The sequence below is a fragment of the Ralstonia pickettii genome, assembly GCF_001699815.1.
GTDB lineage: Bacteria > Pseudomonadota > Gammaproteobacteria > Burkholderiales > Burkholderiaceae > Ralstonia > Ralstonia thomasii.
This window is the reverse complement of sequence record NZ_MCGB01000074.1, coordinates 76,504-98,789: the sequence shown is the minus strand read 5'-3', so window position 1 is coordinate 98,789 and position 22,286 is coordinate 76,504. Positions and strand designations below refer to the sequence as shown.

Annotated in this window: 22 protein-coding genes and 1 pseudogene; 11 read left to right on the top strand and 12 right to left on the bottom strand. The window is 65.3% G+C overall.

Annotation, left to right across the window (positions count from 1 at the left end; all coding sequences use genetic code 11):
* Positions 1-239: transposase (locus tag BEK68_RS24990; RefSeq protein WP_139111357.1), on the top strand; the 239-nt coding region annotated here is incomplete at its 5' end.
* 7 nt (positions 240-246) lie between these two features.
* Here the strand turns inward: BEK68_RS24990 and BEK68_RS15445 are convergent.
* Positions 247-1,113: pseudogene (locus BEK68_RS15445) on the bottom strand (bifunctional transcriptional activator/DNA repair enzyme AdaA); the annotation flags it as partial.
* Positions 1,114-1,251: 138 nt separating this feature from the next.
* Here BEK68_RS15445 and BEK68_RS15440 point away from each other — a divergent pair.
* Positions 1,252-1,998: an SDR family oxidoreductase gene (locus BEK68_RS15440; RefSeq protein WP_004631879.1), complete on the top strand. Its 747-nt coding sequence runs from the start codon at positions 1,252-1,254 to the stop codon at positions 1,996-1,998.
* Positions 1,999-2,005: 7 nt separating this feature from the next.
* On the opposite strand, the gene ypfJ is transcribed toward BEK68_RS15440, so the two are convergent.
* Complete coding sequence (gene ypfJ, locus BEK68_RS15435; protein WP_004631881.1) at positions 2,006-2,893, bottom strand: KPN_02809 family neutral zinc metallopeptidase; 888 nt, start codon at positions 2,891-2,893, stop codon at positions 2,006-2,008.
* A gap of 318 nt (positions 2,894-3,211) precedes the next feature.
* Between ypfJ and BEK68_RS15430 the strand changes: the two genes are divergently transcribed.
* The gene (locus tag BEK68_RS15430) at positions 3,212-3,802 is read left to right on the top strand and encodes a hypothetical protein (RefSeq protein WP_012436282.1); all 591 of its coding nucleotides are present in this window, start codon (positions 3,212-3,214) and stop codon (positions 3,800-3,802) included.
* 10 nt (positions 3,803-3,812) lie between these two features.
* On the opposite strand, the gene dapA is transcribed toward BEK68_RS15430, so the two are convergent.
* The 4 genes from dapA to BEK68_RS15410 form a co-directional block, all read right to left on the bottom strand.
* Positions 3,813-4,703: a 4-hydroxy-tetrahydrodipicolinate synthase gene (gene dapA, locus BEK68_RS15425; RefSeq protein ID WP_012436281.1), complete on the bottom strand. Its 891-nt coding sequence runs from the start codon at positions 4,701-4,703 to the stop codon at positions 3,813-3,815.
* 8 nt (positions 4,704-4,711) lie between these two features.
* A complete protein-coding gene (locus BEK68_RS15420) occupies positions 4,712-5,059 on the bottom strand; it encodes a hypothetical protein (protein ID WP_024542260.1) in 348 nt (115 codons plus the stop codon).
* A 129-nt stretch (positions 5,060-5,188) separates the two neighbouring features.
* Positions 5,189-6,505, bottom strand: a complete 1,317-nt coding sequence (locus tag BEK68_RS15415) for an MFS transporter (RefSeq protein ID WP_004631889.1) — start codon at positions 6,503-6,505, stop codon at positions 5,189-5,191.
* Between the two features lie 101 nt (positions 6,506-6,606).
* Positions 6,607-8,235: a gamma-glutamyltransferase family protein gene (locus tag BEK68_RS15410; protein WP_012436279.1), complete on the bottom strand. Its 1,629-nt coding sequence runs from the start codon at positions 8,233-8,235 to the stop codon at positions 6,607-6,609.
* Positions 8,236-8,359: 124 nt separating this feature from the next.
* Between BEK68_RS15410 and BEK68_RS15405 the strand changes: the two genes are divergently transcribed.
* Positions 8,360-9,244 carry a LysR family transcriptional regulator gene (locus BEK68_RS15405; RefSeq protein WP_004631893.1) on the top strand — a complete coding sequence of 295 codons (885 nt, stop codon included), beginning with the start codon at positions 8,360-8,362 and terminating at the stop codon, positions 9,242-9,244.
* 35 nt (positions 9,245-9,279) lie between these two features.
* Positions 9,280-9,690 (top strand): DoxX family protein, encoded by a 411-nt coding sequence (locus BEK68_RS15400; protein WP_012436278.1) that lies wholly within the window; start codon positions 9,280-9,282, stop codon positions 9,688-9,690.
* A gap of 7 nt (positions 9,691-9,697) precedes the next feature.
* On the opposite strand, the gene BEK68_RS15395 is transcribed toward BEK68_RS15400, so the two are convergent.
* Positions 9,698-11,254, bottom strand: coding sequence for an MFS transporter (locus tag BEK68_RS15395; RefSeq protein ID WP_004631897.1), 1,557 nt, complete (start codon positions 11,252-11,254; stop codon positions 9,698-9,700).
* A gap of 73 nt (positions 11,255-11,327) precedes the next feature.
* Between BEK68_RS15395 and BEK68_RS15390 the strand changes: the two genes are divergently transcribed.
* From BEK68_RS15390 to BEK68_RS15380, 3 genes are all read left to right on the top strand, one after another.
* Entirely contained in the window at positions 11,328-12,236 is a 909-nt protein-coding gene (locus BEK68_RS15390) for a LysR family transcriptional regulator (RefSeq protein WP_004631898.1), read from the top strand.
* A gap of 64 nt (positions 12,237-12,300) precedes the next feature.
* Positions 12,301-13,266, top strand: coding sequence for a LysR family transcriptional regulator (locus tag BEK68_RS15385; protein WP_004631901.1), 966 nt, complete (start codon positions 12,301-12,303; stop codon positions 13,264-13,266).
* Positions 13,267-13,301: 35 nt separating this feature from the next.
* Positions 13,302-13,769 (top strand): MliC family protein, encoded by a 468-nt coding sequence (locus tag BEK68_RS15380; protein ID WP_004631903.1) that lies wholly within the window; start codon positions 13,302-13,304, stop codon positions 13,767-13,769.
* On the opposite strand, the gene BEK68_RS15375 is transcribed toward BEK68_RS15380, so the two are convergent.
* From BEK68_RS15375 to BEK68_RS15355, 5 genes are all read right to left on the bottom strand, one after another.
* Positions 13,766-14,731 (bottom strand): MBL fold metallo-hydrolase, encoded by a 966-nt coding sequence (locus BEK68_RS15375; protein ID WP_012436277.1) that lies wholly within the window; start codon positions 14,729-14,731, stop codon positions 13,766-13,768. The two genes, BEK68_RS15380 and BEK68_RS15375, sit on opposite strands and share 4 nt — an antisense overlap.
* 38 nt (positions 14,732-14,769) lie before the next feature.
* Complete coding sequence (locus BEK68_RS15370) at positions 14,770-15,231, bottom strand: DUF192 domain-containing protein (RefSeq protein ID WP_004631906.1); 462 nt, start codon at positions 15,229-15,231, stop codon at positions 14,770-14,772.
* Between the two features lie 90 nt (positions 15,232-15,321).
* A complete protein-coding gene (locus tag BEK68_RS15365) occupies positions 15,322-16,662 on the bottom strand; it encodes a cytochrome-c peroxidase (RefSeq protein WP_012436276.1) in 1,341 nt (446 codons plus the stop codon).
* Positions 16,659-18,173, bottom strand: a complete 1,515-nt coding sequence (locus tag BEK68_RS15360; RefSeq protein WP_012436275.1) for a metallophosphoesterase — start codon at positions 18,171-18,173, stop codon at positions 16,659-16,661. Before BEK68_RS15360 ends, BEK68_RS15365 begins: the two co-directional genes overlap by 4 nt.
* A 187-nt stretch (positions 18,174-18,360) precedes the next feature.
* On the bottom strand, positions 18,361-18,573 hold the full coding sequence (locus BEK68_RS15355; protein ID WP_004631913.1) for a hypothetical protein: 213 nt from the start codon (positions 18,571-18,573) through the stop codon (positions 18,361-18,363).
* Between the two features lie 146 nt (positions 18,574-18,719).
* Between BEK68_RS15355 and BEK68_RS15350 the strand changes: the two genes are divergently transcribed.
* From BEK68_RS15350 to BEK68_RS15340, 3 genes are all read left to right on the top strand, one after another.
* The gene (locus tag BEK68_RS15350; protein WP_012436274.1) at positions 18,720-19,334 is read left to right on the top strand and encodes a hypothetical protein; all 615 of its coding nucleotides are present in this window, start codon (positions 18,720-18,722) and stop codon (positions 19,332-19,334) included.
* A 260-nt stretch (positions 19,335-19,594) separates the two neighbouring features.
* A complete protein-coding gene (gene icd / locus BEK68_RS15345; protein WP_004631917.1) occupies positions 19,595-20,845 on the top strand; it encodes an NADP-dependent isocitrate dehydrogenase in 1,251 nt (416 codons plus the stop codon).
* 179 nt (positions 20,846-21,024) lie between these two features.
* The gene (locus BEK68_RS15340; RefSeq protein ID WP_012436273.1) at positions 21,025-22,272 is read left to right on the top strand and encodes a tyrosine-type recombinase/integrase; all 1,248 of its coding nucleotides are present in this window, start codon (positions 21,025-21,027) and stop codon (positions 22,270-22,272) included.
* The last annotated feature ends 14 nt before the right edge of the window (positions 22,273-22,286 follow it).

The following is a 22,286-nucleotide window of genomic DNA, read 5'->3' as shown; positions in this document are numbered from 1 at the left end:
CGCAAGCCGCGCGGGACGAAGGCATCGAATTGCAGGTCATCAAACTGCCAGAGGCGAAGAAAGGCTTTGTCCTGCTGCCACGCCGATGGGTCGTCGAGCGCAGTTTCGGATGGCTCAATCGGTTTCGAAGACTCGCACGCGACTACGAGCGCTTGCCTGAAACACTCGCCGGCTTGCATTTCGTCGTCTTTGCCATGCTCATGCTCGTTCACGCCGCACCTGTCGTCCAAAGTGCATAACACGCTCTAGGTCCGGGCGGCAATCGAGATCGAACAGCCGCCGCGTACGCGCCAGCACGGGCGGCATGGCGTGCAGCAGACTGGGCGACAGGGTCAGTGCCACCGCGTGGCGTTGCGGCACATTGCGCGCGTGCAGCCAGCCGATGTGCCGCACGCCGCCGTAGTCGACGGTGATCGTGCGGGCGTAGCTGTCGGCGGTGACCACCTCGACGCCGTCGACGGCACGGGCGCGCAGAAATTCGAGCAACGCCGGCCACGCAAACGGCGGACGGCAGCCGAGCATGAGCGTGGGGCCGTCTTCGGTGCGCGGTGCCGTCGTGCGCGAGCGCAGGCGCGTGGGTGTAAAGCCGTAGCGCTCGATAAAGCCGCTGTTCAGGCGCCGGACGCTTCCGAAGCCGGCGGCAAAGGCGACGTCGCCGACGGGCATGGCCGTATCGGTCAGCAGCTGTTTGGCGAGCAGCAGGCGCTGCGTTTGCGCGTACTCGATGGGCGAGACGTCGAACTCCGCGCGGAAGATGCGGCGCAAGTGGCGGTCGGTCACGCCCACGGCTGCAGCCAGCGCGGTCAGGTCGTGTTCTTGCAGAAAGCCTTCGTCGATCATGCGAGCGGCGGCGCGTGCAAGGTTGGACGACATCTCAGCCAGGCTGTGCCCCGGTGCCAGTTCTGGCCGGCAGCGCAGGCAGGGCCGAAAACCCGCGCGCTCGGCAGCGGCCGCCGTGGTGAAGAAGCGGCAGTTCTTCTCCAGCGGCGTGCGCACCGCGCAGACCGGGCGGCAATATACGCCGGTGGATGTCACACCGACGAAGAACCAGCCGTCAAAACGTCGGTCGCGCGATTGCACGGCGTGGTAGCAGGCGTTGTGGTCGAGATGCATGGTGGTGATCGGGGGACTCGCCAGCTAGTCTAGCCCTGTCGGCCCGAATGAATTCGCCGGATTCGGACACATCCCTCGATGTCAAAACTTCGGTATCTCGGCACAATTGCGAACACAACTACACATCAGGAGACCGGCATGTCCAAGACCATCGTCATTACCGGCGGGAGCCGGGGTATCGGTCGCGCCACGGCGGTGCTGTGCGCGCAACGCGGCTGGTCTGTCGCGCTGCAATACCGCGGCAACCGCCAGGCGGCGGAAGAGACGGTGGGGCTGATCGAACAGGCCGGCGGCCATGCGCTGGCGGTGCAGGGCGACGTGTCGAACGACGAAGACGTCATCGCGCTATTCGAGGCAGCGACGGGTCGCTTTGGTGCGCTGCATGGGGTGGTCAACAACGCCGGCATCGTGGCCGAGGCGCAGGACGTGGCCGATATGACCACGCACCGGCTGCGGACGATGTTCGAGACCAATGTGCTGGGCGCCTTTCTGGTCGCGCGCGAGGCGGCGCGGCGGTTGTCGACGTCGCGCGGTGGTGTGGGCGGTTCGGTGGTGAACGTGTCGTCGGCGGCGTCGCGCCTGGGGTCGCCGCACGAATATGTCGACTACGCCGCCTCAAAGGGTGCCGTCGACACCATGACGCTGGGCTTGGCGCGTGAACTCGGGCGCGATGGCGTACGTGTCAATGCCGTGCGCCCCGGTTTGATCGAGACCGATATTCACGCCTCTGGCGGCCAGCCCGACCGCGCTCAGCGCCTTGGCAGCGGCACGCCGATCGGCCGCCCCGGCACGCCGCAAGAAGTGGCCGAGACCATCGTCTGGCTGCTCTCCGATGCGGCGTCGTACGTGACTGGCGCGCTGCTGGATTGCGCGGGTGGGCGCTGACGGGTGATCAGGCGTCCGCCCCCGCGCGGAAGGTATCGCACTGGCGAAGGTCGCCGCCATCGAAGCCCTGACGGAACCAGTGCATGCGCTGCTCGGACGTGCCATGCGTGAAGGCATCGGGCGTGACGCTGCGGCCGGCGTTGCGCTGCAGGGTGTCGTCGCCGATGGCGTGTGCGGCGGTCAGAGCTTGCTCCAGGTCGCCGCGCTCAAGCAGACCGCGTTGCTGCGCAAAGTGGCCCCACACGCCAGCCAGGCAATCGGCCTGCAGCTCCAGCTTGACCGACAGCGCATTCGTCCCGGCCTGCGATTTGCCGGCCTGTGCGCGGCTGACCTTCTCCGACACGCCCAGCAGGTTCTGCACATGGTGGCCCACTTCGTGCGCGACGACGTACGCAGCGGCAAAGTCCCCTGGGGCGCCAAACTTGCGGCGCAGTTCATCGAAGAAACCGAGGTCCAGGTAGACCTTGGTGTCGGCCGGACAATAGAACGGGCCGACGGCCGAGGTGGCGTCGCCGCAACCTGAGCGGATGCCCTGGCGGAACAGCACGAGCTTGGGCGGCTGATACGCGCGGCCGGCTTGCTTGAACAGTTGGCTCCACGTGTCTTCGGTGTCGCCCAGCACGTGCGAGACCAATTGCTTGCTGCGGTCGTTGTCGGTCTCGCCGGTCGGCCTGGCCGGGCTGTGCGGCGCGGATTGCGTCGGCGCATTCTGCGACACCTGCATCACCATGCTGAGGATTTCCAGCGGGTTCTTGCCCATCAGCAAGCCCACCACGGCCACGATCGCGATGCCGCCGATGCCGAGCCGCATGCCGCCCCCGCCGAAGCCGCCGCCGCCCGAGGATGAGCGCTCATCCTCGACATTGTTGCTTTCGCGCATGTCATCCCAACGCACGGTGTTCTCCTTGAGGGGCCTGTGAGGCAATTAGGGCGGGGTAAGGCCGGGTGTCACACCCGGCAAACTTTGCAAAGTCTACCTGCTGTGCGTACGTACGGGCATGCCGCCGCGCTGCCGAATCGTCTGTACGGAGCGCCAGCGCGAGCATTGGCAAGGGTTCACGGCGATTTGCGGCGCCGCACAAAGCCCGGCAGGAAACTTGCTAGCCAAGGCTGCTCATCCTCCGTCCGGCTGTCACACAGGTGACATGCGGCGGTTCCCGAATAACGTTCGGCAGAAGATGACGCTGCCGATCCATGACCTCGAGTTCTCACCATGCGCTTGCCTGCTTCGATCACTGCTCAACCACCCGGCGCCACAGAGCCGTCGCATCTGGCTGCCACCCATGTCGATCCGACCGAGGTGTCGGACGTGGAGCAAGCCACAGCCGAGCGCAAGCCGTGGTGGGGACGCGTGTCGGATGCAGTCATGGGCGGCGCATTCAGCAGTGTGGCAGCCGCGTTGATTGCGGTGACGGGCGCGATTTACGTTGGGATGTACCACGCGCCATGGGTGAAGAGCCTCGCCGGCCACACGCCGTCGGCCGCACAGGCCGGCGATGCGATGAGCGTTGCCATGGCCGCCGGGCCTGCCAACGCCGCCGCGCCGGCGCTGACGGCTGCACCCGCGCCGGCGGAAGCTGCCACGCAACCCGCATCGCCCGACCGGGTTGCGGCCGCGCGTGACCGGATGGAGCAACGCGTCTACTCGCAGGTCCAGCCGCCGCGTGCCCGCACGGTGGCCGAACGCGAGACGATGGAAGACAACGACGCGCCGGCGCCGGCCAACGCGCGCCGTCATCATCGCGGTACGCGCTACATGCGCCACGGCGCGCCGTTCAACGCGGCGTGGTACAAGGGCGCCTGATCGGCCCTCTCTACATCGCGGCCAGCTGCGGCGGGCAATCCGCTTTGACGTTTTCCAACGCGTGCATCGCTGCCACCAGGCGGCGGTGCAGCGATTCGGATACCGGCAGAATCGGCGCGCGCGTGTCTGCGCCAATGCGGCCCTCCGCTGACAACACCGCCTTGACCGGCGCGGGGTTCGGCTCTGCAAACAGCAGCGCAGCCAGCGGCGCCAACGCGTCGGCCAGGCGGCGCGCCTCGTCGATGCGGCCCGCACGATGGTGCGCGACGAGCGCCACGAACAACTCCGGCCGCAGATGCGCGCCGGCCAGGATGCCTCCCGTGCCGCCATGTGCGAGGCAATCGAGCAGCGCGCTGTCATCGCCGCTCAGCACATCCAGCGGCCCATCCTGCAACGCGCCGAAATGCTCGGCCACACATTCCTTGATGGCGATGATGTTGGGCTGTTCAGCCAGCGCCAGCGCGGTATCGGGCGCGATCGAGACGCCTGTGCGCTTGGGCACGTTGTAGAGCACCACGGGGCGGGCCGTGCTGGCCGCCACGTGTGCGTAGTGCCAGTGCAATCCCGCTTGCGAAGGGCAGACGTAATACGGCGGGGGCACGAGGTAGCCGGCGCTGTTCCAACGCTCGTAGTGGCGGATCTGCGCGCACACGTCGCGTGTGTCCGTCGCGCCGACGCCGATCAGAAACGGCGTGCGCTCGCCGCAAGCGTCCGCGATGGCCTCCAAAACGGTGTAGCGCTCGATCTGAGAGAGCAGCGCGGCTTCACCGGTCGTGCCCAGCGCCACGAAGCCCGACACACCGGCGCCCTCGTAATGGCGTACCAGTTGCCGCAGTGCGGCGGTGTCGACCTGTCCATGGTGGAACGGCGTGACCAGCGGAATCCAGATTCCTGAGAACATGGCACGCCTCAATGCAGCACAGCATGCGCGCGCTTGTGCGACGTGCGCAGCGGCGTAATACGGCCCAGCGTGGCGCGCGGCAAGCCATGCAGCAGCGCGCCGATTACCGCATCCACATCTGCGTGAGCCAGTTCGAGATCAACGGTGACCGCTTTGCGGCGCGCGTCATGCCGCACGATGTACAGCCCGAGCGCGTCCCCAAGCAATGCATGCATCTGCCGCCGAACCGCATGCGGTGTGTCACCGGGCACGGTCACGCGCAGACGCACGTGCTGGCGTGCCGGCAGAGCCACTGCGCGAGGTACCGCCGCCGGAGAAGGCGGCAGCAATTGCGGAACCAGCGAAGATAGGAGCATCGATCGCGCCATGATGGAAGGTGGCGACGGCCCGCGTCGCCATGTCGTTGAACATGACGACACCGTATCGATTCGCTCGTAAAAAGCGTGAAAAAGGGGTGTGACGCTCCGTAAAGAAAGTGTAAATGCTCAGGCAGCGCCCACTGCCTTGCGACGACGCAGCGCGATGATCGTCAGCGAGATGCCGCTCACCGCAGCGGCCGTCAGCACGTAGTAGCTCGGTGCCAGCGTATCGCCCGTCGTATGGATCAGCCATGTGACGATGAACGGCGCGAACCCGCCAAACAGCGTCACGCCGAGGCTGTAGCCGAGCGACAGGCCGGTCGAGCGCACGCGCGTGGGGAAGATCTCCGACATCAACGCCGGCATCGGGCCTGAATACGCTGCCTTGAAGATGCCCGACACGGCTTGCAGCGCCAGCAGCGCACCGATGGTCGGGTACGCGCGCAACAGCGCAAACATGGGGTAGATCAGCAGGATCATCAGCGCCGATGTGGTGAGCATGATTCGGATGCGGCCGATGCGATCCGACAGCGCGCCCATCACCGGCGAGAGCAAGAACTGCAACCCGCCGTTGAGCACCACCACCGCGAACGACTGCGCCGCCGGCAGGTGCAGTTGCTTGACGGCGTACGTGGGCATGTAGAGCTGCAGCACATACACCGACACCGTCGACTGCGCCACCACGCCCACCGCCAGCAGCAGGTTGGTCCACTGCGCTTTGAACGACGCCTGCGGGTCGACCGTTGCTTTCTTCTGCTCGGCGACGAACTCCGGCGTCTCATCCAGATGACGGCGGATGTAGAACCCCACCGGCCCGACCAGCAGACCGAAGATGAACGGCAACCGCCAGCCCCAGCCTTCCAGATCCGCTTGCGTGAGCGATGCCGTGAGCAGCGCTCCCAGCCCGGCCGCCAGAATGGTGGCAATGCCCTGGCTGGCGAATTGCCAACTGGCGTAGTATCCGCGCCCGCGCGGGCTGTGCTCGACCATGAAGGCCGTCGCGCTGCCGAATTCACCACCCACCGCAAAGCCCTGCACCAGCCGTGCGAGCAGGATGGTGATGGGCGCGACGATACCGATTTGCTGGTAGCTCGGCATCACGGCAATCACCAGCGTGCCGATGATCATCAGCAGGATCGACAGTGTCAGTGCTGCCTTGCGCCCCTTCCTGTCGGCATACATGCCCAACACGATCGCGCCGACCGGCCGCGTGATGAACGACACGCCAAAGCTGCCCACCGCAAACAGCAGCGACACCCATTCGTCATCGGCCGGAAAGAACAGCTTGCCGATGACCGACGCGAAGAAGCCGTAGACAAGAAAGTCGTACCACTCCAGCGCATTGCCGATTGACGACGAAATGACGATGCGGCGTGCGTGCGCTGCACTCGTGGGCGCAGGACGAGCAGGTGCAGCAGTGCCTGCCGCAGAGGGGGCGGTCATGATGAGGGTTCCTTTGGTGCCGGCCGGGATCGTTTTTATGGGAACTGCAGCGCGTTGCCCGCCCGGTCCAACGGGTCAGCGCGCTGGTGCGGCGGGCCTCTTTAGAAGCCCACCGCGTGGCCGTCGCGGCGGCTGTCGCTGGCGGCCACGTAGCCGTGGTCGGCGTCGTCCGACAGGCGCCAGATGAACTGGCCGGAGCCGAAATCCATGTACGGATCGGCCACCGATTCAAGCTTGTGGCCTCGCGCTTCCAGTGCAGCGACGGTCTTGGCGTTCATCGTGCCTTCCACGTCGAGCGTGAAATCGCGGTTGACCTTCCAGCGCGGGGCATCGCACGCGGCCTGCGGCTGCTGCTTGTAATCGAGCATGCGCACGAGCGTCTGCAGGTGGCCTTGCGGCTGCATATCGCCGCCCATCACGCCAAAGCTCATCTGCGGCTGGCCGTCCTTGGTCAGGAACGCCGGGATGATCGTGTGGAATGGCCGCTTGCCGCCTTCCACCACGTTGGCCGAACGCGCGTCCATCGAAAAACCGAAGCCGCGGTTCTGCAGGCTGATGCCGGTGCCGGGCACCACCACGCCGGAGCCGAAGCCCATGTAGTTGGACTGGATGAACGAGACCATCATGCCGTTCTCGTCGGCGGCCGTCAGGTACACCGTGCCGCCGGCGCGTGGCATGCCGAAGGTCGGCATCTGCGCGCGGCCCATGTCGATCAGCTTGGCGCGCGCATCGAGGTACGCGTCGTCGAGCATCTGCTCGGGCGTGACGTCCATCGAGCGCGGGTCGGCCACGTATTGGTAGAGATCGGCAAACGCCAGCTTCATCGCCTCAATCTGCAGATGCTGCGAGTCTGCCGAGTCGACGGGCAGGGCGCCAAGATCGAAGCGATCCAGAATACCCAGCGCGATGAGCGCGGCGATGCCCTGGCCGTTCGGCGGGATTTCGTGCAGGTCGTAGCCGCGGTAGCGCTTGGTGATCGGCTTGACCCATTCGGGGCGATAGTCGCGCAGGTCTTGTGCGGTCATGCTGCCGCCGCATTCTCGTGAATAGGCGGCGATGCGCTCGGCGAGTTCGCCTTCGTAGAAATCGCGGCCGTTGGTCTGGCCGAGGCGGCGCAGCGTGGCGGCTGCGTCGGGCAGCTTGAACTTCTCGCCCACTTCCGGCGCGCGGCCGTGCGGCATGAAGGCCTGCGCGTAGCCGGGCTGGTTGTGCAGTTCGGGAATGGCCGCTGCCCATTTGTGCGCAACGATGGGCGCGATGGTGTGGCCGCGCTCGGCAATCTCGGCGGCGGGTTCCAGCACATCGGCAAACGGCAGCTTGCCGAAGCGTTCGTGCAATGCAGCCCACGCGGAGATGGCGCCGGGCACGGTCACCGCGTCCCAGCCGCGTGTGGGGCGCTTGGGGTTGCCGTTGGCGTCTTCGCCGTATTTCTTGCGGAAGTAGTCGAGGCTCCAAGCCTGCGGCGCCGTGCCGGAAGCGTTCAGCCCATGCAGTTCCTTGCCGTCCCACAGGATCGCGAATGCATCGCTGCCGAGTCCGCACGAGACGGGCTCGACCACGGTCAGCATGGCCGCCGCGGCGATGGCTGCATCCACGGCGCTGCCGCCCGCGAGCAGCATGCGCAGTCCAGCCTGTGCGGCCAGCGGGTGCGACGTGGAGACAACGTTGCGCGCAAACAGGGGAATGCGGACGGTGGGATAGGGGTTTTGCCAATCGAAGCGGTGGGACATGGGGCTCAAGCGGTGATAAGCGGGAATGTTTGACGAATGATTATTTGCGGTGCGCTGGATTTAATAAAGTTAAAATTCATTGGATCTTGCTTAAGAAAAACTTGATAGTCCGCCGCGCCTTGCCGTGAGTACCGTCCGCTTTCTCCGCACCTTTGTCGCCGTGGCGCGCCATGGCTCGTTTGCCGCAGCCGCCGAGCGCGTGGCACTCACGCAGGCCGCTGTGAGCCTGCAGATGCGCGCGCTCGAAGCCGAGCTGCGCCGCGACTTGTTCGACCGGTCGGGGCGGACTGTCACGCTGAATGCGCATGGTCGCGCGCTGCTGCCACAAGCCGAGCACCTGCTGGCGCTCTACGACGCCATGCGCGTCGGTGACGAACCGCAGACGGCGTTGTCCGGCGCGGTGGCGATTGGTGCGGTGGTGTCGGTGATGGGGTCGCTGGCACATGCGGTGGCGGGGCTCAAGCAGGCGCACAAGGGACTGGACGTGAAGCTCATTACCGGCAAATCGGGCGAGCTGGTGGAGCAGGTGGAAGCGGGCGAGCTGGATGGGGCACTGGTGGTCGAACACCTTGAGCGCCTGCCTGCCAACCTTGTGTGGCACCCGCTCTATACCGAGCCGCTGGTCGTTGTGGCGGGCCGCCACACACGCGGCCGCGCAGAGGAAGTCCTGCGCACTCACCCGTTCCTGCGCTTCGACCGCGCGGTACGCACCGGCGCCCTGATCGATCGCGCCCTGCGCAAGACGCACATGGCGGTCAACGAGTTCATCGAGGTCAATTCCATCGAGGCGATTGTCGAACTGGTGCGCCAGCAGGTAGGGGTGACACTGGTGCCGCGCCTGCGCCGCGCAAGCTGGGAGAGCGACCCGGCCCTGCGCGTGCTGCCCCTGCCGCCGCAGACGCCGGTGCGCACCGTCGGCATGATCGAGCGGAAAGAGCACGTGCGGCACGGTGTGATTCAGGCGGTACTCGATGCGCTCGAAACCACACTTGGTAAATCCAGCGCCTAGACTGCAATCACCAAAGCCCGCCCTGGAGGCCCAAAATGGACGCGTTCATCGAACGTTGGCGCAACGAACTAATGCTGCTCGCCCGCATCCTCATGATGGTGCTGTTCGTGATGTCCGGGTGGGGCAAGCTGACGGGCTTTCAGGGCACCGTCGGCTACATGGCCAGCACGGGCGCGCCCATGCCGATGGTGGCCGCAGCGGTTGCCGTCGTCATGGAGTTTGGCGTGGGTATCGCCTTGCTGATCGGTTTCTGGACGCGGCCGCTGGCGCTGCTGATGGCGTTGTTCGTGCTGGGCACTTCGTTCATCGCCCACAGCTACTGGAGTATGGAAGGCTCCATGGAGGCCGCCAACAAGATCCAGTTCTACAAGAACCTGAGCATCATGGGCGGGCTGTTCCTGCTGGCAGCGGTGGGGCCGGGCAAGTACGCGGTGCAGAAGTCGTAGTGCGCGCTCAGCGCAACGACCGCTGCACCAGCACCAGCACGGCAAACACGCCGCACGCCACGGCAAACCAGCTGAAGAGCTGCGTGCCGGCCAGCAGCGTTGCCTGCCGGTCGATCTCGGCCGACAGGCTGGCCAGGCGCTCCGGCGTGAGCGGGTTGGCAGCCTGCAGGTCTGCCGTGAAGCGCGTGACGTGCGCCACGATCAGCGAGCGCGATTCCGCCTGCTGCGTCTGCAGCGACACAGCCGCCAGCCCCGTGCCCACCGCGGTCGCAAACTGGCGCGCAATGTTCTTCATCTGGTAGCCGTGCGCGAAGTCTTCGCGGTCGAGATCGAGGTAGGTCATCATCGCGACCTGGATCATCACCGCGCCTGGCGTGATGCCTTCCAGAATCGACACGGGGAAGAACGCGTAGTCTGGCGCGCCCGGCATCAGGCTTGTTGCCAGCAGCAGCGCCGCTGCCGCATACACGGCAAAGCCGATGGCGATGAAGCGCCGCTTGCGGAAGAAGAACGGCAACCAGGCGGTCATGGCGACGGCTACCACGGTCGACACTGCCCCGCTGATCATCAGGAACAACGTGGTCGTGCGGAACGTAAAACCCAGGCCGCCTTGCGATACCGCCGGAAAGAGGTACGACCAGTACCCGCTCATCAAGTAATAGATGCCGTAGAAACCGATGCCCCACAGGTAGCGGCGGCCGTTCAGCCGCGAGAGATCGAGCCACGGGTCTGGGTGCGTGCGCAGGCGGTGGATGGCCAGCAGCAAAGAAGCCGTACCGCCCAGCAACAGCAGCGGAATCAAAGGCGAGGCCGTCAGCCGGTTGTAGCGCAGCTCCGACAGGCCCACCAGGAACGACAGCGCACCGATGGCCATGGCGCCCACGCCAACCCAATCCCACTGGCCGTCTTCAGGCGGCGCTTCATCGGGGCGCCGCGCGGCGCGTGTGCGCGGCTGATGATGCTCGGGCGGCAGGAAGAACACCGCCATCCATGCCACACCGGCCAGCGCCAGTTCGATCCAGAAAATCACGCGCCATTCGCTGTATTCCAGCACTTCGGCGCAGATCCACGGCGCAATGGTGGTCAGTCCGAACAGGCCGACGCTGAACATCAGCATCGGCGGAATGCGTTCGTCGGGCTCGGCTGCGAGTTGCACCAGGATGCGCGACGCCGAGAACAGGCCACCCGCGCCCAGGCCCTGGATGGCCCGTCCGATGATCAGTTCGCCGATGTTGTTGGACTCGGCGCACACCACGCAGCCGATGGCGAACAGCACGATGCCCACCAGCGAATACATGCGGTAGCCCACGTGCGCCGCAATGCGGCCGATGGCGAGGTTGGCGACGACGGCCGCCACGGCATACGCTGTGACAGCGTACAGATAGGCATCGGGGCTCGCATGCACACCGCCCTGGATGTGCTGGCCCGCCACGGCGAACATCTGCGACGAGACGAAATCGAGGCCCGTGGAGAGGCCCATCGCCAGCCCAAAAGCGTGGACGCGCGCCGAAGAAAAATGGGGAAACGCCCGCAGGGATGCGGGTTTGAGGATTTGCAGCGACATGTGCCCGAGCTTAAACTTGCCCGCCAGCCGGATAAACGGCCAACTCTAGGAACACTGTCCAGTCATGCGAACAATGGAGTGGAACGATTGGGAAACCTTCTGCCGCGTGGTGGAGGCCGGCAGCTTTACCGCCGCCGCCGAGGCGCTGGGCATCCCCAAATCGACCGCCAGCGCCGCCGTTTCACGGCTGGAAGCCGGGCTGGGCGTGCGGCTCATGACGCGCACCACGCGACAGTTGCGGCTGACCGAAGCGGGCTCGCACTTCTACGACGACATCGCGCCGCTGTTCGAGCGCCTGCGCGAAGTGCACGCCGACACCACCGCGGCCAGCGAAACCGTGGCCGGCACGCTGCGCATCGCTGCGCCGTACGAAGTCGGTGCGCAGCACCTGACCGAACCCGTGTGCCGCACGCTGGAGAAATACCCGCATCTGCAAATCCAGGTGCACATCTCATGGGAACAGCCAGACCTGCTAGCCAGCGGCTTCGACATCGTCTTCGTCATGGTTGACCAGGTGTTGCCGGATTCGTCGCTCGTGGCGCGCCGCGTGGTGCTCATCCCGCGCGGCTTGTATGCATCGCCGGCCTTGCTGGCGGAACGCCCGCCGCTCAAGACGCCCGCCGACCTGGCCGGCTGGCCCTGCCTCTCCGGGCCTGACGACGCGAGTTGGGCCTTCCGCCCCGTTGGCGAGCCCGCCGTCGAACCAATCGAAGTCCCCATCCAGCCACGCCTGCAGACGTTGAATGCCGAAATGCGCGCCCGCGCCGCCGTGCGGGGCCTGGGCGTGGCCCGCATGGCGCGCTCTGTGGGCGATACGGAAGTCGCGGCCGGCCGGCTTGTGCGCGTGCTGCCCGATTTCGAGTTGACCGCGCTGCGCGTCTACGCGTTGATGCCTGCCCGCAAGCTGGTGCCGCGCAAGGTCCGCGTGTTTCTGGATGCGCTGGAAGCGGAGGGCGCTTCCGCCACACCTGCACCCGCCTAGCCGAAGACCGGCGCCGGATGTCACAATCGGCGCTTCCCTATTCGGATTGTGAGGACCGGCGGCTATGCGTTTGCGCCAGATCGAAGTCTTCCGCGCCGTGATGCTGGTCGGGACCGTCAGCGAGGCGGCGCGCATGCTGAACGTGTCGCAACCCGTGGTGACGCGCGTGCTGCAGCACACCGAGCTGCAACTCGGTTTCCGCCTGTTCGACCGCACCAAGGGCCGCCTGCAGCCCACCGCCGAGGCGTTCGAACTGTTCAGCGAAGTCGAGCGGCTGTACCAGGAGGTCGAGCGCGTGCGGCGCGTGTCGGCCAACTTGCGCCACAAGGGGGCGGGGCGCTTGCGCGTGGCGGCTACGCCCAGCCTGGCGCCGAGCATTCTCGCGCCCGCCGTGCGGCGTTTCTCGCAGCGGCATCCCGATACGCTGGTGCGTGTGTTCACGCACCACACCGCCGAGATCGTGCAGGGCTTACTCTCGCAGGACATCGACGTCGGTTTCGCCTTTGCGCCGCCCGTGCATCCGGCCATCAGCACCAAGCCGGTGGCGCAGGGGCGCATCCTGCTGGCCGCGCCGCGCGCCTGGGTGAGCGGCAAGACCGATGGGCGCGCGCTGCACAAGCTCGTTGCCGAGAAGCCTTTCATCGGATTGGAAGACCAGATCTCGCTTGGCTCGCTGGTCGGGCAGACATTGGCGCGCGGCGGGCTGGCGCCGCAGTCGACGTTGGAAGTGCAGACATATTCGTTGGCGCGTTCGCTGGTAGAGGAGTCGCTCGGCGTGACGATGCTCGATCAGTTCACAGCCGCCACCGGCAGCATGGAGCGCATCGCGCTGTTCGCGCTGGAGCCGGCGCAGACGTTTGATGTGCGTGCCATGCGTGCCGAGCATCACGCGCCGTCATCGTTGGCCGATAGCCTGGTGCAGTGCTTTGCCGAGGCCGCGCGTGCGCTGTCCGATGAACTCCCGCAGCGCGTCGAGCCGACAGCATTCGTGCTCAAGCCCACCGAACCTGACAGCGACGCGGCGGACTAACCGACTTGCGCTGACCATTCTCAGGAGACGGATCCATGCGTCGTTTCGCAACTGCAGTGATGTTCGGGCTGGCGCTGGGCGCCGGCGTCTTCAGCGGCGTCGCCACCGCCCAGCAATCGCCGGTGCCCGGCATGTCGTCCGACGATCTGAATACCGCGCTCGACTTTGCCAAGGCGGGGCTCAACAAGGCGATCGATCAGGCGCGCGCCTATTCCGCGTTGCCGATCAAGGACCCGCACGACGTGCGCTACACGTGCGAAGGCGGCAAGACGCTGCTTGTGAAATACATGACCGTGGGGGATACGCCGCTGGCCGCCATGACCCTCAACGGCAAGACGCTCGTGTTTGCCAACGTGATGGCCGCGTCGGGTGCGCGCTATGCGTCGGGCCAGTATGTCTGGTGGACGAAGGGCCCCACCGGTTTCCTCGCCGACGAGACCCTGTCCGGCAGCCGCAACCAGCTTTACCGCGATTGCAGCGAAGCGAGCAGCGGCCGTCCTTAAATTTCCTGCAGATCGCGCCCGACGATGATCTCGCCCTTGAAGTGCGGGCGCACGGCATCCAGCCAGACTGAATCTTCCAGATACGGATAGCCGCCGGGCACGAAGTGCGACAGCACCAGTGTCTTCACCTTGGCCTCGGTGGCAATGCGGCCGACCTCTTCGGTGGAGGTGTGGCTCGCCAGCAGATGCTCGCGCAGCGTCTTGGCGTTGGGCTCGGTGGACAGCAGCTTGTCGAGCGACGGCAGGTGCATCACCTCGTGCACAAGCACATCGGCGCCGTATGCCAGGCGCACGAGGTTTTCGCTCGGCGCCGTATCGCCGGAGATGACGATGGAGCGGTCTGCCGAATCGAAGCGAAACGCGAATGCCGGCGAGACCGGTGGGTGCTTGACCAGCGCGCTCGTCACCTTCACGTTGGCATCCTGCATGACGAGGCCGCCCTCGGTCAGCTCGTGCGGATGAAGCATCGGCGCCAGCGGCGGGCGGCCTTCATCGGCAATGCGGGTGCGGATGTCGTAGTCGTACAGCTCAAGGAACTTGGTCGTCATTGCGGCCAGCGGGGGCGGGCCCCAGGCGTCGACGGGGCCGGTCAGGTCGGTGGCCCAGGCGAGCAGCATCAGCGTGCCGTAATCGGCGTTGTGATCGGAGTGCTGATGCGTGATGAAGACGTGGCGGATGTCCTTGAGCTTGAGGCCCGCCGTCACATACTGGCGTGCGACACCGTTGCCGCAATCGACCACGTACGACACGCCGTTGATGACGATCACCTGTGCCGGCGCCGAGCGATTCTTCTTCGGCGTCGGCCCGCCCGCCGTGCCCAGCAAGATCAACCGCGTGCCCTTCTTGGGTGCATCGGCGGCCAAGGCGCCAAGCGGCAGACCTGCCGACGCCGCGCCCGCACCCACGGCCAGCGCGCCGGCCTGCCGCATCCAGCGGCGACGGTTGTTGTCGAAACCGTGCATGCGGCGGTCTCCTCTCTGTTGTTGTATGTGCGTGGGCTTCAGCGCGGCAGCCCGCCCACCTTCATGCCGGGCTTGACGCCTTTGCGTGCAAACCAGCCCTTGTTCATTTCCAGCGCGTAGCTGCCAGCCCGGGTGGGGCAGTGATTGTCTTCGGTCTGCGGCTTCATCTCGGCAATGTCGGAGATGGTGCCGTCGTCGGTGATGAAGGCGATGGACAGCGGCAGGTCAGTGTTCTTCATCCAGAAGCAGTGGCCAGCGGATTCATCGAACACGAAGAGCATGCCTGCGGTATCGGGCATGGTCTTGCGGAACATCAGGCCGGTCTCGCGGGTTTGCGGGGTGGCCGCCACTTCGGCCTTGACCTTGTACATGCCGATGGTCAGGTCGACCACGGGCAGGCCGGTATTCGGGGCGGTGGGCGCGGCGGGTGTCTGGGCGAGGGCTCCGGTGGCGGCAACGGCCAGCGACAGAGCGGCAAAGAGGCGGGACAGGGTGGTCATGGCGCGAGCGGATCGGAAAAGAAACGCTCCATGATCGGCACTCGGCCCGCCGCCGTCAATGAAACGGCGGCGGGCTGTGCGACGAAGTTGTTACCGCGTGTTGGTGCCCGCGGGAGGCTGATGTTCGAGGGCGACCGTCTTCGCGGCCACCTTTGGCGCATGCACCGAGCGCGCCTTGTCGGCTGCCGGATCGGGCATCAGCGCCACATACCGCGCATCGGTTAGCGTGCGCAGGAATGCAACGATGTCGTCGATCTCGTCTTCCGTCAGCGCAGGCGTGGTGCCGGGGCGGCGGTTCATCGGCACGGCATTCACGTTGATATTGCCCTGGTACTTGGCCGGCACATCGTTGAAGCGCTTGCCGCCGGGGTACCACTGCGCGGGGTCGGTCGAGCGGGTGGCATAAAACGCCACCGTGTCGCGCAGCGTGCGGAACACGCCGTTGTGCATGAACGTCTGGCGCACCGCCACGTTGCGCAGGCCGGCCGTGCGGAAGTAGCCGCACCACTGGTTGGGCTCCGGCCATTTCAGCGTGCGGGCGGTCTGGCACAGGCCGACGTCGAAGTGGCGCGCGTCCTTGTTGGCGGGCAGCAGCGGGTTGCGCGGCACAGCGATGGCGTCGTAGCCGAAATCCGTGAACAGGGACCGCTCTGGACGCGACGACGATTCCACCATCAGGTGACACGACGCGCAGTTGCCTTTGTCCGGATTGCGGAACAGGGCGAGGCCGCGCATCTCGGCGGCGGAGAGCGGCGTGCGCTTGCGCAGGAAATCATCGAAGCGCGAGGTGAACGGCGCCAACTCATCGCTCTGGAAATAGGCCTCCAGCGCCTTGCCCAGCACGCTGACCAGGCGTTCGGGCTCATGCACCGCATTGGCGCCGAACTGCTTTGCAAGCGCCTCGCCAAGGTCGGTGCCGGCCACCTTGCGCTGCAGGTCGCGCGCTGAACGGTTGCCCATTTCGTCCGGGTTGAACAGCGGGCCGCGAATCTGTTCCGGGATGGAATCTGCTCGGCCATCGGCAAAGAAGCCACCGAACGGCGACGGGAAGCTCGCGTCGTCATCCTGGAAGAAATAGCGATGCGGGATGTAGCGCAGGTACAGCAGCGACGGCGCATTGCGTGCCGCAACATGCCCTGGGCGGCTGCCGGCCGGCACACCGATGCGCAGCGCCTCGCCCTTCAGCGTGGGCCCGAAGGCGCGGCCCGGATCATGGCACGCCGCGCATGCGGTGCCTTGCGGCTCCGACAGGCGCGGGTCGAAAAACACCCGCTTGCCGAGCGCGACGAGGTTCGGGTCCGGCTTGAACGCGGTCGACTCGGCGGGCGGCGGCACGGCGTCCAGCCTGGGCGTCATGCCGATCGATTCGGCCGCTGCCGCACCCGAGAAGAGTGCGGCGGCAACGAGCAGCGTGGTGCTCAGGCGCTTCAAGGTGCAACGAAGCCGGTCTTGTCGCACACCAGGCTCGTGCCGTTTTGCGTGCACGTCGTCAGCAGCTTGCCGGCCACGGTGTAGGCCTTGAACAGCCAGCCCTTGGCGGGCGCGGCCTGGCGGTCCATCACCATGAAGCCGAACGAGTTGTTGTGCGAGATGCTGCCAACGGTCACACCCGAAGCCGGGCTGATGGCCGGGAACGGATCGGGCAGGGCCACGTCGAGCGAATCGCCGGCGTTGCCGGCAACGATGGTCGCGGGGTGGTTGCTGGTGAAGTTGATGGCCTGGAAGTCATGCACATGGCCGTGCAGCGCGACCTGCACGCCCGGGGGGTAATACGCCGTGGCGTTCAGGCTGTTCATGACCGACAGCAGCGCGGCATTGCCGCCCAGTGGCGTGCTGCCCGCGATGGGCACGAAGCCCAGAATCGGGTGGTGATTGGTGAAGATCGACATCACGCCCGGCTTGGCGGCCAGCGTGCCCACCGCGCTGAACTGCTTCTGGTAGGTCTGGAACCACGGGTCGGTCGTCGCCAATGCCGTCGTGCCGGCCTTGGCTGAATCGAACACGATGACCTGCGTGTCGCTGCCGAGCGCCACGGCGTATGGGTCCGACGCATTGGCTGCCGTGTCGTTGGCCGGGTTGTCGCACGAGCGGTCGGCCGAGTACGGGTGCGGATCCAGGAAGCGGTACCAGCCCTGGCCGGCGCGTGCACATTCCTCGTGGTTGCCGCGCACAAGCACCCACGGCGCTGCGGCCATCAGCGGGGCGGCGGGCTGGAACAGGTCGGCCTGCCACGTATCCCAGCCGTAGCCCCAGGGGCTGCCCTGGCAGCCGGCCACGTCAGGCGGGCAGGCGTTTTCTCGGTAGTGATAGTCGCCCACGTGCAGCACGAGGTCCGGGTTCATCTTGGCCGCCGTGGCGGCAGCGCTCGCAAACGGCCACGACAGCGGGTCGTTACACGACTGGAACGTGTTGCTCGACTTTTTCATGCGGCAGCCGGTGTCCGCCAGGATCACCACGCGCTGCGGGTTGGCCTTGGGCAGCGGCAACACGCGCGAGCCGATCGACGCGGCCTTTGCCGTGGATGCCACGGTGGCTTCGCACGCGTTTACAGGGAAGGACGAAGCTTTCGAATCGCTGGCGGCACTGGCCGTGGTGCGCTGAGCCGGCGTGCCGGCCGCCACACGCAGCGTCATGCGCGTGGCGGTGCCGTCCACCGTCAGCAGCGGGCAGACCGAGCTGTCGACGGGCGAGGCGCTGTTCGTATAGCTGGTGACCGCGCGCACGACAGCCTGGTTGCTGTCGCCGATTTCCACCCATGCGGCCTGGATGTTGGCGTCAGCCGTGGCCGCATCCGAGGGCGTGGCCGTCGACACCGGCGTCGAATCAGACGACGAGCCACCGCAGCCGGCAATTATGGCGGCAGCGGCCAGCGCGGCAAGAGAGAGCATCGTGAACACGGTGCGTTTTCGTCGCACCGGAGCGAACATCGATCGGAATTCCATTGCGCCATCCCTTTTTTTTGTTGTGAGGAACGGGCAAGGTACTCAAGCTTGATGGCGCTATTTTGACAGCCCAGCACGCGCGCCCGGGATTTCCGTTCAGCAGGCGAGGGCGAAAAAAAAAGCAGATGCATAAGCACCTGCTTTTTCTGTATCGGCCGAGCCGCGTGGGCCCGGCAGAAACACAAGCTTATTGCTTGGCGGCGTCAGCAGCCGGAGCCGAAGCGTCAGCAGCCTTCTTGGCAGCCTTCTTGTGGTGGTGCTTCTTGGCCTTCTTGGCCTTCGGAGCAGCCTTTTCGGCAGCAGCCGGAGCAGCAGCTGCGTCAGCAGCCGGAGCGGAGGCTTGAGCGAACACACCGGTGGCGAACAGGCCGGCGATCAGGGCAGCGATCAGCTTCTTCATGGTGAATCCTTTTATAGATCAGTGAGTTAACCAACGACCCGCTTAATGAGTCATCTGCAATAACGCAGGCCGTTACAGGCGCGTTGACATGTTCCGTCGAATTTTTTGTGGCCCCGGGCGAAAGCCTCTGCGTCGCCGGATCCGCCATGTGGCGCATGTTGCGCTGCGCAAGAAAGGTGCCCGCCGGACGATGCGTCGTGACTGCGTTTCGGACCCATCTGATTGGATGGGGGCGCCTGAGCCTTGAAAATGCGAGCCGATTTTGTTCAAGGCCCGCCGTGTCTCTGCCGTCGTCATCTCCCCGCCCCACCAAGCCCGCCCAGCGCAGCAAGCCTGCCCATTTCCGGCGCCGCGATTTTGTTCTGGGCTGCGGCGCCTTACTTGTGCTGGGCGCCGTGCCGGGTTTTCGTCCGCCTTCGCGTGACGCTTCCAGCCTCGACGATTTCATGCTGGTGTCGCAGACGATCTCCGGTGCCCCGCCGGACCGCCACGTGGGCCTGTCCTGTTTCAGCCATTTGCACCGGACTGACGATCGCTTCATCGAACACATCCAGACGCTTGCGTGGCTGGTCAGGCGCAATCCGGGCCTGGACGGCGTTGGCCTAGTCCGCTTAATCGATGCCGACAGCGCGTGCGACCTGCGCGCCGCCTTGGCCCGCCTTGTGGATGCCTGGAGCGCCCGGCTGGATGCGGATCCCGCGTGGGGGGACATCCGCCCGCTCATCGTCAGGGCTTCTGAGGCCAGCCTGTCAGGCAGTTGACAGCCGCCCCGATGCGTGCGGCAGTATGGCGGATGGTGAAATTTTCCGGCATAATGCGGAATTCACTCTTGTGTCTTATATAAGAGTTGCGGCTTGCGCGAGATGCGTGATTTGTGCGGTGCATCGTGAGAGCGTCACCGTAGGCCGTTAGAATCGCCAGTTCACTGCAGCGCGCCACGCCGGCCAACCCGTGAGCGGCGCGCTGTGCTGTCAATCCCCACCGTCCACCCGCTAACCTGCGGTCTGCACTGGAGTCGTCCATGTATCAACACATCAAGGTCCCGGCCGGCGAGAAGATCACCGTCAACCAAGACTTCTCCCTCAACGTTCCGAACAACCCGATCATTCCTTACATCGAAGGTGACGGCACCGGCTTCGACATCACCCCGGTGATGATCAAGGTGGTCGACGCAGCGGTTGAGAAGGCTTACAAGGGCGAGCGCAAGATTTCCTGGATGGAAATCTACGCCGGCGAGAAGTCGACCAAGGTGTACGGCCCGGACGTGTGGCTGCCGGAAGAAACCCTGCAAGTCCTGAAGGACTACGTGGTGTCCATCAAGGGCCCGCTGACGACGCCGGTGGGCGGCGGCATCCGTTCGCTGAACGTGGCGCTGCGCCAGGAGCTGGACCTCTACGTCTGCCTGCGCCCGGTGCGCTACTTCAAGGGCGTGCCTTCGCCGGTCAAAGAGCCGGAGAAGACCGACATGGTCATCTTCCGCGAGAACTCGGAAGACATCTACGCCGGTATCGAATTCGAAGCCCAGAGCGACAAGGCCAAGAAGCTGATCAAGATTCTGCAAGACGAATTCGGCGTCAAGAAGATTCGCTTCCCGGAAACGTCGGGCATCGGCGTGAAGCCGGTTTCGCGCGAAGGCACCGAGCGTCTGGTGCGCAAGGCCATTCAGTACGCGATCGACAACGACAAGCCGTCGGTCACGATCGTGCACAAGGGCAACATCATGAAGTTCACGGAAGGTGGCTTCCGTGACTGGGCCTACGCGCTGGCACAGAAGGAATTCGGCGCCGAGCTGATCGACGGCGGCCCGTGGTGCAAGTTCAAGAACCCGAAGACGGGCAAGGAAATCATCGTCAAGGACGCGATTGCCGACGCCTTCCTGCAGCAGATCCTGCTGCGTCCGGCCGAGTACTCGGTGGTGGCAACGCTGAACCTGAACGGCGACTACATCTCCGACGCTCTGGCTGCGCAAGTCGGCGGTATCGGCATCGCCCCGGGCGCGAACCTGAGCGACTCCGTTGCCATGTTCGAAGCCACCCACGGCACGGCACCGAAGTACGCAGGCAAGGATTACGTGAACCCCGGTTCGGAAATCCTGTCGGCCGAAATGATGCTGCGTCACATGGGCTGGACGGAAGCCGCTGACCTGATCATCTCGTCGATCGAAAAATCGATCCTGTCGAAGAAGGTCACGTATGACTTCGCCCGTCTGCTGGAAGGCGCGACCCAAGTGTCGTGCTCGGGCTTCGGTCAGGTGATGATCGACAACATGTAAACTGATCCGGAGTGTTCCGGAAAAGTCCAGAAAACCCCGGTGTACACTTAGTGTCGCCGGGGTTTTTTGTCTCTAGAGTTCCAGAAAGATTGAGTACGATCCGGCGCTAAGTGAGTGTTGTACGGAGTATTTTGGGGGCGAAGCAATACTCAAAGTGCTCACTTCTGAGGATCGCTGCCATGCGCCACTTCAACTACAAGCTGACGCCCACCCGTATCAACAACGCTAAGCCCAAGGAACAGCCCTACAAGCTCACGGACGGCGGCGGCCTGTTTGTCCTGGTGCACCCGGGCGGCTCGAAGGCCTGGCGCTACCAATACATGCTCTCGGGCAAGCGCCGATCGGTGCTGATCGGGAGCTATCCCGAAATCGGCGTGTCTGATGCGCGCGACCGGCACGCCGAATACAGGGCAATGGTCGAGCAGGGCACTGATCCGGCCGAACACCGGCGCCAGGACAAGGCAGAGCGCAAGGCCAAGGAATCACTGCAGGAGGATGAGGGGCTATTCAAGGCGTTCTCCCTCAAGTGGATCGATGAGCGCTTGGCTACGAAAACCGAGGGGTACCGCAGCCAGATCAAGTCGCGCTTGGAACGTTTCGTGTGGCCGGTCATCGGCCGCAAGGCCTTAGAAGACGTGAAGCCGTCCCACCTGCTGGAGATCATCGAGGCCCGGCGCGCCACGCCAAACACCGCGGAGGGCGTACGGGTCATCATTCAGCAGATCTACAACTACGCCATCCAGAAGCTGCTTGTAGAGAGCAATCCGGCAGTTCCTCTGCGCGGCGTCATCACCGTGCCCAAGGCTGAGCACCATCGGCACCTCAGCGAATCGGAACTGGGCGCGTTCTGGCGCGCTCTCGGGCGCCAGGGCGCACACCCGGCTACCACCGCGGCGGCGCGCCTGCTGGTCTACAGCATGTGCCGCAAGTCCGAGGTGCTGCGCGCGAAGTGGGCGGAGTTCGATCTCGACAAAGCCCAGTGGGACATCCCTGCCGAGCGGATGAAGTCGCGCCGCCCACATCGTGTGTATCTGTCGCGCCAAGCCATTGAGTTGTTGGAGATCATGCGCGCGATCAGCGGCGATGGGGTGTACGTCCTCCCCTCGGTGAAGATCGCCAGCGTGCCGTTGGCCGAGGCCACGCTGAACCACCTGTTCAAACGCCTGGACTTCGGCGTGCCCGAGTTTTCCCCGCACGGCACGCGTGGCACTGCGGCGACGCTACTGCGCGAGCACGGATTTAGCCGGGATGTGGTTGAGCTGCTACTTGCCCACACTGAGCGCAGCCAGACGGCGGCGAGCTACCACCATCACGAACTGGAAGCGGAGCGGCGCAAGGCGCTGCAGTACTTGGCAGATGAGATCGATCGGCAGGCGGCCATATCGGCAGCCGGCAATGTGGTGAGTCTCAAGGGCCGGGCAGCATAACGGTAACAGCCGCG

Coding starts and splice junctions, on each gene's coding strand:
- BEK68_RS15430 (WP_012436282.1), top strand. CDS start 3,212: ATGCGCTTGCCTGCTTCGATCACTGCTCAACCACCCGGCGCCACAGAG.
- BEK68_RS15350 (WP_012436274.1), top strand. CDS start 18,720: ATGTGGCGCATGTTGCGCTGCGCAAGAAAGGTGCCCGCCGGACGATGC.
- BEK68_RS15400 (WP_012436278.1), top strand. CDS start 9,280: ATGGACGCGTTCATCGAACGTTGGCGCAACGAACTAATGCTGCTCGCC.
- BEK68_RS15370 (WP_004631906.1), bottom strand. CDS start 15,231: ATGACCACCCTGTCCCGCCTCTTTGCCGCTCTGTCGCTGGCCGTTGCC.
- BEK68_RS15415 (WP_004631889.1), bottom strand. CDS start 6,505: ATGACCGCCCCCTCTGCGGCAGGCACTGCTGCACCTGCTCGTCCTGCG.
- icd (WP_004631917.1), top strand. CDS start 19,595: ATGTATCAACACATCAAGGTCCCGGCCGGCGAGAAGATCACCGTCAAC.
- BEK68_RS15390 (WP_004631898.1), top strand. CDS start 11,328: ATGGAGTGGAACGATTGGGAAACCTTCTGCCGCGTGGTGGAGGCCGGC.
- BEK68_RS15420 (WP_024542260.1), bottom strand. CDS start 5,059: ATGCTCCTATCTTCGCTGGTTCCGCAATTGCTGCCGCCTTCTCCGGCG.
- BEK68_RS15340 (WP_012436273.1), top strand. CDS start 21,025: ATGCGCCACTTCAACTACAAGCTGACGCCCACCCGTATCAACAACGCT.
- BEK68_RS15360 (WP_012436275.1), bottom strand. CDS start 18,173: ATGGAATTCCGATCGATGTTCGCTCCGGTGCGACGAAAACGCACCGTG.
- BEK68_RS15375 (WP_012436277.1), bottom strand. CDS start 14,731: ATGCACGGTTTCGACAACAACCGTCGCCGCTGGATGCGGCAGGCCGGC.
- dapA (WP_012436281.1), bottom strand. CDS start 4,703: ATGTTCTCAGGAATCTGGATTCCGCTGGTCACGCCGTTCCACCATGGA.
- BEK68_RS15385 (WP_004631901.1), top strand. CDS start 12,301: ATGCGTTTGCGCCAGATCGAAGTCTTCCGCGCCGTGATGCTGGTCGGG.
- BEK68_RS15410 (WP_012436279.1), bottom strand. CDS start 8,235: ATGTCCCACCGCTTCGATTGGCAAAACCCCTATCCCACCGTCCGCATT.
- BEK68_RS15440 (WP_004631879.1), top strand. CDS start 1,252: ATGTCCAAGACCATCGTCATTACCGGCGGGAGCCGGGGTATCGGTCGC.
- BEK68_RS15395 (WP_004631897.1), bottom strand. CDS start 11,254: ATGTCGCTGCAAATCCTCAAACCCGCATCCCTGCGGGCGTTTCCCCAT.
- BEK68_RS15380 (WP_004631903.1), top strand. CDS start 13,302: ATGCGTCGTTTCGCAACTGCAGTGATGTTCGGGCTGGCGCTGGGCGCC.
- BEK68_RS15355 (WP_004631913.1), bottom strand. CDS start 18,573: ATGAAGAAGCTGATCGCTGCCCTGATCGCCGGCCTGTTCGCCACCGGT.